Here is an 11,128-nt window from a genome sequence, read left to right as displayed (position 1 = left end):
GTCGATCACGGCTACGCCACCACGATCCACAAGGCCCAGGGCGCCACCGTCGACCGCGTGAAGGTGCTCGCCTCGCTCTCGCTCGACCGCCACCTGACCTATGTCGCGCTGACCCGGCACCGCGAGGACATGGCGCTCTACTACGGGCGCCGCTCCTTCGGCTTCCATGGCGGGCTCGCCAAGGTCCTGTCGCGACGCAACGCCAAGGAGACCACGCTCGACTACGAGCGAGGCACGCTCTACCGGCAGGCGCTCCGCTTCGCCGAGAACCGCGGCCTGCACATCGTCAAGGTCGCCCGCACGCTGCTGCGCGACCGGCTCGACTGGTCGGTCCGGCAGAAACAGAAGCTGGCCGATCTCACGCAGCGCCTGCGCGGCATCGGCGCGCGCCTCGGCCTCATCGATCCCCGTCAGACACGCAGCTCAAAGGAGGCCGCAGCGATGGTCGCCGGCGTCACCCTGTTCACCAAATCGATCCAGGACGCGGTCGAGGAGAAGCTGCGCGCCGATCCTGCCGTCACCAGGCAGTGGGACGAGGTCTCGACCCGCTTCCGCTATGTCTTCGCCGATCCGGAGACGGCGTTCCGCGCCATGAATTTCGACGCGGTCCTGTCGGATCCCGCTGCGGCGAAGACGGCGCTCGACCGGCTGGTTTCGGAGCCGCAGGCGCTCGGCCCCCTCAAGGGCAGGACCGGGCTTCTGGCCGGCAAAGCCGATCGCGAGGACCGCCGCGTCGCCGAGCTCAATGTCCCGGCGCTGAAGCGGGACATCGAAAGCTATCTCAACCTGCGCGAGGCCGCCGTGCAGAAGCTCCAGGTCGACGAGCAGGCGATGCGCCATCGCGTCTCGATCGACATCCCGGCCTTGTCGCCGGCGGCGCATCGCGTGCTGGAGAGGGTGCGCGACGCCATCGACCGTAACGACCTGCCGGCCGCGCTCGGCTATGCGATTTCCAACCGCGAGGTGAAGGGCGAGATCGACGGATTCAACAAGGCGATCGCGGAGCGGTTCGGCGAGCGCACGCTGCTCACCAACGCCGCCCGCGAACCCGCCGGCAAGATCTTCGACAAGGCGGCCGACGGGCTCGCTCCGGGCGAGCGGCAGAAGCTCGCCGAGGCCTGGCCGACCATGCGGACCGCGCAGCAGCTCGCCGCCCAAGAGCGCACCGCCGCGACGCTGAAGCAGGCCGAAACCCTGCGCCAGAGCCAGCGGCAGACGCCGGTGATGAAGCAGTGAGGCGGCGCGCCATCCTCATAGTGCCGGCCGCGGTCGCGTCTCTGATCATGCTCGCCGGCACCGCGTGGTTCGCCGGCTTGCGCCTCAATCTCACGCGCAGCTATCCGCTCGGCCTGTGGCGGATCGAGCCGCTCGACGGACCGCCCGCCATGGGTGATCTCGTCTTCATCTGCCCGCCCGACAGCACCGCCTTCCGCCTGGCACGCGAGCGCGGCTATCTCGGCCGCGGCCTCTGCCCAGGCTGGTTCAGCCCGATGATCAAGACGGTTGTGGCGACGGAAGGGCAGGCGATCGCGATCGGCGCCGGCGTCGAGATCGACGGACGGCGGCTTCCTCATTCCGATGTTCGGCCGACCGACGCCGCGGGCAGGGCGCTCACGGCCTTTTCGGGTGGGCCGGTTTCGCCCGGTTCCCTCTTCCTCCACTCCGATTTCGCGGGCTCCTATGACTCACGGTATTTCGGGCCGATCCCGGCCAGCGGTGTGCTCGGCCGCGCGCACCCGCTCCTCACCTTCGAGCCGTGACATGGCGCGGGATCTGGTGCTGATCCTGATCGCCGCGCTGGTCGGCGTCATCGGCTGGAGCGGCGAGCCGCTGGCGCTGCCGCTCGCGATGCTGTTCCCGGCGCTATGGGCCTTCGCGCGCAGCCGCTTCGTCGCAGCGCTGGTCGCGATGGCGTATTTTCTCGCGGCGTCGAGAGGCCTGCCGCAAGGCGTCGCCAACTTCTACGCCTCCGACATGTGGCCGGGCGTGTTTCTCTGGCTGGTCGCGTCGTTTGCTTTCGTCGCCGTCCACGGGTTGCTCTGGACGAGCCGGCCGGGAGGAGGCAGGGCGGCGAAGTCTGGGCTGGCGGCTGCTTTGATGGCGGTGCCGCCCTTCGGTATCGTGGGTTGGGCGCATCCGCTGACGGCGGCCGGCGTGCTGTTTCCCGGATGGGGCTGGCTAGGACTGGCGGCCGCCGTGGTCGGCCTCATGGCGATGACGACGCGAGCCTCGCCGATCGCGGCGATCGCGCTCGGCGGGTTCTGGCTGTGGTCGGTCGCGACATGGACGCCGCCGCCGCTCCCGGAAGGATTCCGGGGCGTCGACCTCGATATGGGCCAGAGCCTCGGGCGCGACAGTACGCTCGAGCGCCAGCGCGACCTGATCACTTCGGTCATGCGGGATGGAGAGCAGGTCGCCAGGATCGTGGTGCTCCCGGAAAGCGCGCTCGGGTTCTGGACGCCGAGCGTCGAGCAGCTGTGGCGTGACGCGCTCTCAAGCGGCGACATCGCGGTGATCGCTGGCGCTGCCGTCATCGATCCGCAGGGCTACGACAACGTGCTGGTCGCGATCTCGGCGGACAAGGCCAGCATCCTTTATCGCGAGCGCATGCCGGTTCCGGTCTCGATGTGGCAGCCCTGGCGCCGCCTGGTCGGGCGGGCGGGCGGCGCACGGGCGCATCTTTTCGCCAACCCGGCCGTCGAGCTCGGCGGCCAGCGCATCGCGCCGCTGATCTGTTACGAGCAGCTCGTCGTCTGGCCCATCCTGCAGTCGATGCTGCAGCGGCCGGACGCGATCGTCGCCACCGGCAATGGCTGGTGGACTGTCGGCACCTCGATCATCGACATCCAAAACGCCAGCACGATCGCCTGGGCGAGGCTGTTCGATGTGTCGCTCGTCACCGCCTTCAACCGATAACCCAGGGAGTTCTCATGGTCGACGCCGCCCTCATCCAGCAATGCGCCGATCCCGGCCTGAAGCCCGCGATCGTCGAGAAGTTCATCGTGTCGGCGGGCTCGCCGGATCCGCTGGCGGTCACCGTCCGGTCCGGCGGCCGCGTCGTGCTGATTCCCCGGCCTGGCACGGGGGAGGAGGCCATGGCGCTCGTCCGCCAGCATGTCGGCAAGGCCGTCGTGCGGGTCGGCGTCACGCAATATCCTGCAGGGGTCGGCATCACCGACGTTTCGGAGCTGAAGCCCGATCTGGTCGACGCCTGCGCCAACATCCGGATGGGCACGAAGCTCTTCGCCAAGGTCTACCGGATCGTCACCAAATGGTACGGCAACGCCGTTGACGAGGCCTTCGACGATGCGATCGAGGCCTGGAAGACCGGTAGCTTCGAGGGAAAGGCGATATTCAGCGAGCCGGATCCCGGCGACGTGAAACTCGCGGTGCCGGCTCCGGCGGAAGCAGATCGGAGCGAAGCGGGCCCAACCGAAGCCGCGGGACCGGTTCGCCCCGAACCCGTCGATCCGAACAAGGCGGGGATCCGCATCGATTTGTCCGGTATCGGCGGTAGCCGGCCAAAGTCCGATTGATGAATTGTCCCCACGAGACTGGCGGGCCAGCCTCTCCCTAGCGGCGTAGAGCACTCAGATGTCGATCGACGAGCATCCGGCCGCCGGTCGCAAATCGCTCCGAGGGTGCCGTCGTATTTGTGCTCAGCTCAGTTCCCGCGCCAGTCCGATAGGAAGCCCCTTCAGGCCCGCGCATGTAACAGAGCCGATCGCGTCCCGATATCGAATGACCTCGCCCGCGCGCTGCGCGTGCGGATCCTTTCGAGCGTCTCGTCGATGTCATCTACGGCGAACATGACGCGCAGATGGCCGAGAGCGTTGACCGGGGCCTGGCGGTGATCCGCGAACGTAGCCGGCTTAGGGAAGCGGGAGAGCTTGAGGCGGCCGTGGCTGTCCGGCGTGCTCATCAGGCAATCCCAGTCGCGCGGAGGCCGCTCGAAATAGCATTGAGATCGTTCGGTTCTACGGGATTCACCGCTTCGCTCTAGCGATTGGGGCGTCTCATCTTTATAAGGGCCGGCAGGGCAGTACGCGCTGCCTCGGGGTGTGGAAACCCCTACTCAGCGGTCGGTGCCAACCGGGAAGGCACCAAGGATCCTCTGGCCTTACGGCCGGGGGCCTGTGACGCATGTCCAGGCGCCTCGGTGCTAAAGGTCGCAGGACCGTCTGAGTACGGTTTCCAACCCCCGGCTTGGGATCAGGGATTGACGTTTGCGGGGGCGCACCGCGGACGACCTTTGAAGAAGAAGGCGGATGGGAAACGACCAGAACTGCGCTGTGCAGCCGGAGCACAAAGTCACGCTGAGGCCGGTCGTCGGCCTGACCGAGCATCTCCCCAAGCGAGATCTCGAACAAATCACAATTCAGGCAATCAGGACACATCGGCGCCTCCGCGACGCGGCCGAGGCGAAATATGAGGAATGGCGCAGGTCGCCGCCTGTTGCCAACTGTGAAAGCGTAGGTCCCGCCCGCATCGCCTATGTCAGCGCGATGATCGACATGCATGCCCAACAGACCCTCCTTTCGACGCTCCTCGACGTCCTCGGCCATGTCCCGCCGGTGCCGGTGGAGTGATAGGAGCGAACCGCTCACATCAGCTTCACCTTCGTGGTCAGAGCCGTATCAAGAGCTGCAGTGTCCCATTTGTTGCCCTTGGACATGCTAGAAAGGGACTGTCTGCATAACGAAGAAGGACAGCCATGATGCCTATATAGCCGCCGCACCGGAGCAGTTCCGCGACATGTTGGGCCAGCTGCGCGCGCAGTTATCGCGGGCGCGGCCAGGCGCCGAAGAAGTCATGATGTACGATAGGCCCGGATTTCAGATCGAAGGGACGATCGTCGCGGGCTATGCCGCCTTCAGCAAACAATGTGGTCTCTATGTCGATCCGGGTGCAATTGCGGCCCATGCAGACGAGATCGCATCTTCGAAACTCAAGGCGACTAAGACCGGAGTTACGTTCTTGGTGAGTAAGCCTATTACTGATCAACTCGTTAGGAAATTGGCAGTGAGTTCGCGAAGCAAGAAGGGATTCTAGGGCCTTTTCTTCGGCAACGCAGTACCTGGCTTATTTGGACCTGAAGCGTTCGGCTAACGCGGAGATTGGTTAGTCAAATTTCGAATGCGGCTTGGCCTCGTCGCCATCGTTTGACACTGTCGTGTTATTGAGAGGTCCTGACCTCAATTCCACACCGCCAGCCGATGGCCGGTTGCGAAATCATCCACGGTAGACCCCCGGGAACATGATGTCCTGGTCGACGAGGACATTGAATTTGTATCCCGGTCGAATCTCCAGCGTTGGCTGAACGTCGAGATTGCGATTGATCGTGCGCTCCGCCACGCGTCCGAAGGTCTCCGCGAAATTCCGCCGCGCGGCGTCCTCGGCGCTGTTTCCATTGTCGAACGGATTGTTGTTCTGCGGGATCGCCATGTCCATGCCAGCGCCGATGACGGCGAGCAGGATCGCGGACCCAAATGTCTTCAGATAGTGGTTGTTCACCTTGTCATTGAAGCCGCCATAGCCCTCGGCATCGGTCCCGGCCATGCCGCCGATCTGCAGCGTCGATCCGTTCGGGAAGATGATGTCAGTCCAAACGACGAGCACGCGGGACTGGCCGAACGAGACCTTGCTGTCATAGCGACCGAACAGCTTCGTTCCCTGCGGGATGAGCAGGCGGTGCCCGGTGGCGCTGTCGTAGACGTTCTGGCTGACCTGCGCGGTGATGCGGCCGGGAAGGTCGGAGTTGATGCCGGTGATGAGCGTCGCGGGGATCACCGAGCCGCGCTTGAGCTCATAGAGCGAGCGCTGCGGCACGACCTGGTTGGGGAGATAGCCGAGCTCCTTGATGTCGGCATTGAAGAAGTCCTCCTTCGTCCGTTGGGCGTTCGGGTCGAGGTTCTGGCCGGTGAGGCCGGCGCGGAGCGCGGCGCCGTAGAGATCCGCGGCCGCGCCGGCGCCCGTGGCACTGGCGCCAGCGGGCTGCGAGGCCGCGGGATCGCTCCGCGCGTTGCTGCGCAACTTGTCGACGTTGACGGCGATCGGTGAGTCATAGGCCGTGTCGTTGGCCTGCATCCGCGCCATGCGTTGGCGTTGCAACTCGCGATAGTATTGCTCATCGGCCTCTCGCTTGAGCCGAGCGCGCCAAACAGCGTCCGGCTCGCCTTCCGCCGTCGCGCGCTCAGGCTGGACGATGGCGGGCTTTGGCGCGGCCGCCGGCTCGGTTCGTTCCGGAGGCGTCGGCTGAAACACCGGCGCCTCCGCGGGATCGCCGATGATCCCGTCCGAGACGCCACGCTTCAATTGGTCGGCATAGGTGGACGCCGGGGCACCACCGGCCTGCTCGATCGACGGGTTGCGCGAAAAATACAGTCCGCGCGAGCTTAGCCCGTAAATGATCACGGCGAGGAAGGCGACGACCAGAGCGATCGCGATGACGATCGGCAGGCGATTGATCCGCCGGATCTTCGGTTCGGCCGCTTCCCCGCCGAGCTTGAGGGATTGAACCATGTTCCCCTCCCCTCACCCGCGCTGCATGACTGACAACGGACTTGTCGGCGTCGCGCCGGCCGCGGTCGCGGTGTAGGCGCGGCCAAGATCGAGCGAGCCGGTCGAGAGGCGCGCGAGCACCTGGCCATCATAGCTGCCGATCACATAGGCGAGCGGAATGAGCTTCTCGCCTTCGGCCTTCTGATCGCTGACCACGGCATAGCCCCAGGTCTTCAGCGAGGCCTCGAGCGCGCCGCCAAACGGCGAGCCATCGGGCTTCAGCACGATGGTGCCGGTACCCGGTCCGACATGTTCGGCCAGGCGGCTGACCATGTCGCCGGCGATGGCGCTTGCCGCGGGACCTGAAATCTCCTGCGGCGCGGAGCTGGCCACGAGGCTTTCGGTTCCGAAGGTTTGGCAGCCGGCGAGCAGCGCGGCGGCCAAGGCGACGACAAGGAGGCGGGGGACGAGGTGTCGCGGGGTCATCACCTACCCTCCCCTGCTGATGGTGATCTTGTCCTGGTGCCAGCCGACGCCGGAGACGAGCACGGCGCGATCGACGTTGTAGTCCACCACCATCATGTTGCCCTTCATGCGGTAGTTGACGATGCGGTTCTGGCCACCGGAGACGACGAAGAGCACCGGGGCGTCCTGTCCGGACATCGAGCGCGGAAACTGGATGTAGGTCTTCTGGCCGTCCGAATAGACGCGGGTCGGCCGCCAGCCAGCATTGCCGCTGACGCTGTACTGGAAGTTCAGCTGCTCGGCCGGCACGCCGGCGCCCGGGATGGTGCTTGCCTCGAGCCTCGCGTTGATGTCGGAAAGGCGGGTCGACACGTCCTCGGGATATTCGAAGCCGATGCGCGCCATGTACTGGCTCTGATGCGATTTGAGCTGGATGTGGTAGGTGCGCCGCGACGTCGTCACCACCATCGAGGTGACCAGCCCCGGCTCGGCCGGCTTGACGATCAGATGGATCGCCTGCCCGCCCACGGCTCCGGACGTCGCCGGCTCGACCTTCCAGCGCACCGTGTCGCCGACGAGCACATCACGCACCACCTCGCCGGCCTGCAGCTCGATATCGCAGACCTGCAGGGGCGAGCACACGACCGAGGGCTGGATCTCGCCATAGAGGAAGATCACCTTTCCGTCCGCCCCTCTGGTGACGAGCCCGCGCGAACCGCGCCACTGTCCGGAGATGTTGGTGCCGCGGGCCTCGTTCGCGCTCATCCCCTGGGCGGCGGCAGGCGCAGCGACGAAACCCGTCGCCACGACAGCCGACAGCACGAGCAGCATGGCGGCAATGATTGTTCCTTCTCTTGTCATTGGCGTGCGCGGGCCTTTCACAGCTGGGCGGTCCATTCGAAGTCCCGCAGATAGAGACCGATCGGATTGAGGCGGATGACGCCCTCGTCCTGCGGCGGGGTCAGTGTCACGGTGGCGATGCCCCGGAACCGGCGCACGGCGGTTTCCTTGCCCTTCCGGTCGCGCTCATATTCGGTCCAGTCGATCTGGTAGCTCTGGTTGGAGAGCGGCACGACATTGTTGACCTCGATCGCGACGGTCGCGTTCTTCGCCTTCTCGAACGGGGAATTGCCGCGAAACCAGGCGTTGATCTTCTCAGTCGCCGGATCGGAGGTGCGCAGCAGCGCGTAGGTGCGATCGATGTATTGCTTCTGCACCACCGCGTCGGGCGTCACGCTGCGGAAGTTCGAGACGAAGGTGCCGAGCGTCGCGCGGACGACGCGAGGATCGGCATATTCGATCTGCTGGGGGAAGCCGGCTGTTACCGCGGTGCCGAGGCGGTCGACCTCGACAATGTAGGGCACGAGCTTGACCTGCGTGCTCTGATAGAGCGCGTAGCTGAAGCCGACCACGGCCATCAGCATGCCGGTGATGCCGACGAGCCGCCACGCGGCCGCGGCCTTGACGTAGGAGCCATAGCGCTCGTTCCACTCCTGGCGAGCGGCGATATAGGGATTGTCGGGCGGACTGGCGGCCATGCTGATGCGCGTCTCCCCTCACTTGTCCTCAATCGGCGGTGGCGGCGGCGGTGGCGGCGATTTCTGCCGCGACTGATCGAGCTTGGCGTTGGCCAGGCCGAGCAAGGATCCGGCATAGGCGCCCGGCGCCGCGATCGCCTTTTCCTTCGCCGCCGAGCCGGCCGCCCATCCCGCATTGCCGATGCCGGCTACCATGCCGCGCAGCGCCGCTCCCGCCATCGAGGAGCCACCAGCTCGCGCGCTCCTCGCCGCCGACGCGCCGGACATCGCCGCACTCGCCCCGAGGAACGCGCCGCCGGCGGCGAAGGTCGCTGCCTGGCCGCCGTGGCGGATCGCTTCCATGCCGCCGGAGATCGAGGCGCCTTGCACGACGCCCTGGACGATCGGCGGCACATACATGGCGATGATGAACACGACGACGGAGATGCCGGCGATCGCGAGCGTCGTGATGAACTGGTCGGATGTGGCCGTCGGCGCCTCGGCGAGGCCGAGCAGCACCTCCGAGCCGATGCGTGCGATCATGACCAGCGCCATCAGCTTCATGCCGACCGAGAAGGCATAGACGAGGTATCGGACGGCGAAGTCCTTGGTGAAGGACGAACCTCCGAGGCCGAGCATGATCATGCCGGCGAGCAAGCCGACATACATCTCGACCATCACCGCAATGAAGATCGCCGCGACAAGGCTGAAGGCGATGACGACGATGACCATGGCGAAGACAGCGGCAATGGCGAGTGCATTGTCTTCAAAGAGACCGAACTTCGCCTGCTCCGACATCTTGGAGGCGACACGGATGCCGGCGTCGAAGATGTTCGCCGGCGAGGCCGAGCCGCCATTGGCGCCGATCTGAAACAGGCTGTCGACGACCGCCTTGGCGAAGCTCGGTCCCCTGTCGAGGATGAAGGCGAACAGGCCGATGAACATGATCCGGCGCACGAGCTCGGCGAACCAGGCATCGAGTGAGGCTGCCTGCAGGGCGAGCCACACCGCGGCGATGCCGACCTCGATGCCCGCGAGAATCCAGAACAGGGAGCGCGCCGCATTCATGACCGTCGTCTCCCAGCCTTTCGCGGCCGTCGAGACCTGGTTCTCGAGCGTGGTCAACACGCTCCCCTGCTGGGCGAGCGCCGGTGCGCTGGCGAGCAGGACGAGGGCAATGATGATGAAGCCGATTTCGAGCGCGCGGGACGGACGGGTGACTACCATCGTGGTTTCATCTCCTGCCCGCCGCGCACCGGACGATCGGGATCGCCGCCGAGGAAGTCCTCGGCGCGCTGGCGCTGCTCCTGCACCGACGGCGCTGTGGTCTCCAGCCGGGGCGTGACGACGAACCAGATCACCGTGAGGCCGACGAGCGCGAGGACCGCCGCCAGCGCTGCCATGACGACCGGCCGGCTCACCAGCGCGGCTCCATCGTCTGCCCGCCACGGACACCGGGCGTCGTCGCGTTGAAGAACTGCTCGCGCCGGGCCTGCGCGAGATCCTTGTCCGCTTGCTCGGACTGGAGCCATGTCCCCATCATCGTCGTCTGCTGGGAGACCAGACCGCGAAGCTTCTGGAACTGCGCCACCTGCTGCGCCGCGATCTGATGGCCGACCTGCAGCGCCTTCATCTGCCCGTCGGCGGACTGCGACATCGTGCGGAGCGAGCTCATCGTCGACTCTTCCGACGAGAACTGCTCGGCGGTGAGACCGGCCGCCTTGAGCGTGCCGGCGATCGTGTCGCGATTGGTCGTCGACCAGTTCTGATAGGTCGAGGCGAAGGTCGCTCCGTTGGGGAGGTTGGTCTTGAAGTCGGCATAGCTCTGGAAGCGCTGCTTCAACACGTCGTCGGCATTGCTCATCGAGAAGGCGATGCCCTGCCCTTGAGCGGCAAGGCTGCGCAGCCGGTTGAGATCGTTCTCCACCTGCCCCCAGATGTGGTTCGGCAGCTGGGCGGTGTTCTGCAGCATGTTCTCGTAAATGCGCAGCTGGTTCTGGATCTGCTCCGCCAGTTGGGTGATCTGCGTGACTTGATTGTTGATCTGTTCGGTTGACTTCGTCACCATCGTCACGAGCTCGCCGTTGTTCAGGAGCTGCGTCCATTCGGTGGCGCCGCCGGCCGCCGATCCCGAGAGGGCTGGCGAGACATGAGCCATCGTCGCCACGAGGGCCATCGACGCGGCAAGACTAGCTTTGGTGAAGAAGGGCTTCCGCATCGCCTATTCCTCTCTGTTGGAGCCAGTGCGCCGGCCAGCTGTCGCCATGCTCGGCCTTCAGCGCGGCAATCTGCTTGAGATCTTCCTTGCCGGAGGCGCCGGCGAAGGAGAGCGCGACCGGGCCGAGCGCCATGTCGAAAAGCCGCCGGCCTTCGGGCGAAGCGACGTAGTATTCCCGCTTCGGGAGCGCGGTCGCGACGATCTCGATCTGGCGCTCGTTGAAGCCGATGCGCTCGTAGAACTCGCGTGTACCCGGCTCACGCGCCGCACCATTCGGCAGGCAGATCTTGGTCGGGCAGGATTCCTTCAGCACGTCGATGATGCCGGACCGCTCGGCGTCCGAAATCGACTGCGTCGCCAGGATCACCGCGCAGTTGGCCTTGCGCAGCACTTTCAGCCATTCGCGGATCTTGTCCCTGAAGGTCGG

The 11,128-nt window shown here is 65.8% G+C and carries 14 protein-coding genes and 1 pseudogene; 6 read left to right on the top strand and 9 right to left on the bottom strand.

Features of this window, described 5'->3' with window-relative positions; translation table 11 throughout:
• From AAC979_RS23710 to AAC979_RS23695, 4 genes are all read left to right on the top strand, one after another.
• Positions 1–1,236: BID domain-containing protein (locus tag AAC979_RS23710; RefSeq protein WP_371349448.1), on the top strand; the 1,236-nt coding region annotated here is incomplete at its 5' end.
• A gap of 47 nt (positions 1,237–1,283) precedes the next feature.
• A complete protein-coding gene (gene traF / locus AAC979_RS23705; RefSeq protein WP_371349218.1) occupies positions 1,284–1,760 on the top strand; it encodes a conjugative transfer signal peptidase TraF in 477 nt (158 codons plus the stop codon).
• Position 1,761: 1 nt separating this feature from the next.
• On the top strand, positions 1,762–2,916 hold the full coding sequence (locus AAC979_RS23700) for a conjugal transfer protein TraB (protein ID WP_371349219.1): 1,155 nt from the start codon (positions 1,762–1,764) through the stop codon (positions 2,914–2,916).
• Between the two features lie 14 nt (positions 2,917–2,930).
• Complete coding sequence (locus tag AAC979_RS23695; RefSeq protein WP_371349220.1) at positions 2,931–3,536, top strand: TraH family protein; 606 nt, start codon at positions 2,931–2,933, stop codon at positions 3,534–3,536.
• Positions 3,537–3,697: 161 nt separating this feature from the next.
• Here AAC979_RS23695 and AAC979_RS23690 read toward each other — a convergent pair whose 3' ends face one another.
• Positions 3,698–3,922 (bottom strand): hypothetical protein, encoded by a 225-nt coding sequence (locus AAC979_RS23690; RefSeq protein WP_371349221.1) that lies wholly within the window; start codon positions 3,920–3,922, stop codon positions 3,698–3,700.
• A 346-nt stretch (positions 3,923–4,268) separates the two neighbouring features.
• On the opposite strand from AAC979_RS23690, the gene AAC979_RS23685 reads away from it, so the two are divergent.
• Entirely contained in the window at positions 4,269–4,589 is a 321-nt protein-coding gene (locus AAC979_RS23685) for a transcriptional repressor TraM (protein ID WP_244451523.1), read from the top strand.
• A 166-nt stretch (positions 4,590–4,755) separates the two neighbouring features.
• Positions 4,756–5,052: an iron chaperone gene (locus tag AAC979_RS23680; protein ID WP_371349222.1), complete on the top strand. Its 297-nt coding sequence runs from the start codon at positions 4,756–4,758 to the stop codon at positions 5,050–5,052.
• A gap of 180 nt (positions 5,053–5,232) precedes the next feature.
• On the opposite strand, the gene trbI is transcribed toward AAC979_RS23680, so the two are convergent.
• From trbI to AAC979_RS23640, 8 genes and pseudogenes are all read right to left on the bottom strand, one after another.
• On the bottom strand, positions 5,233–6,522 hold the full coding sequence (gene trbI / locus AAC979_RS23675; RefSeq protein ID WP_371349223.1) for an IncP-type conjugal transfer protein TrbI: 1,290 nt from the start codon (positions 6,520–6,522) through the stop codon (positions 5,233–5,235).
• A 12-nt stretch (positions 6,523–6,534) separates the two neighbouring features.
• Complete coding sequence (trbH, locus tag AAC979_RS23670; protein WP_371349224.1) at positions 6,535–6,987, bottom strand: conjugal transfer protein TrbH; 453 nt, start codon at positions 6,985–6,987, stop codon at positions 6,535–6,537.
• A gap of 3 nt (positions 6,988–6,990) precedes the next feature.
• On the bottom strand, positions 6,991–7,827 hold the full coding sequence (trbG, locus tag AAC979_RS23665) for a P-type conjugative transfer protein TrbG (RefSeq protein ID WP_371349449.1): 837 nt from the start codon (positions 7,825–7,827) through the stop codon (positions 6,991–6,993).
• A 17-nt stretch (positions 7,828–7,844) separates the two neighbouring features.
• Positions 7,845–8,504, bottom strand: a complete 660-nt coding sequence (locus AAC979_RS23660) for a conjugal transfer protein TrbF (RefSeq protein WP_126280980.1) — start codon at positions 8,502–8,504, stop codon at positions 7,845–7,847.
• An 18-nt stretch (positions 8,505–8,522) separates the two neighbouring features.
• The gene (trbL, locus tag AAC979_RS23655; RefSeq protein ID WP_371349226.1) at positions 8,523–9,710 is read right to left on the bottom strand and encodes a P-type conjugative transfer protein TrbL; all 1,188 of its coding nucleotides are present in this window, start codon (positions 9,708–9,710) and stop codon (positions 8,523–8,525) included.
• Complete coding sequence (trbK, locus tag AAC979_RS23650; protein ID WP_371349227.1) at positions 9,704–9,904, bottom strand: entry exclusion protein TrbK; 201 nt, start codon at positions 9,902–9,904, stop codon at positions 9,704–9,706. The genes trbL and trbK overlap by 7 nt, the downstream gene beginning before the upstream one ends.
• Positions 9,901–10,659 (bottom strand): P-type conjugative transfer protein TrbJ, encoded by a 759-nt coding sequence (trbJ, locus tag AAC979_RS23645; RefSeq protein WP_371349251.1) that lies wholly within the window; start codon positions 10,657–10,659, stop codon positions 9,901–9,903. Before trbJ ends, trbK begins: the two co-directional genes overlap by 4 nt.
• A 13-nt stretch (positions 10,660–10,672) precedes the next feature.
• A pseudogene (locus AAC979_RS23640) lies at positions 10,673–11,128 on the bottom strand (conjugal transfer protein TrbE); the annotation flags it as partial.

The organism is Ancylobacter sp. IITR112, from assembly GCF_041415945.1.
Taxonomy (GTDB): Bacteria; Pseudomonadota; Alphaproteobacteria; order Rhizobiales; family Xanthobacteraceae; genus Ancylobacter.
This window is presented reverse-complemented; position numbering and strand designations above follow the sequence as displayed.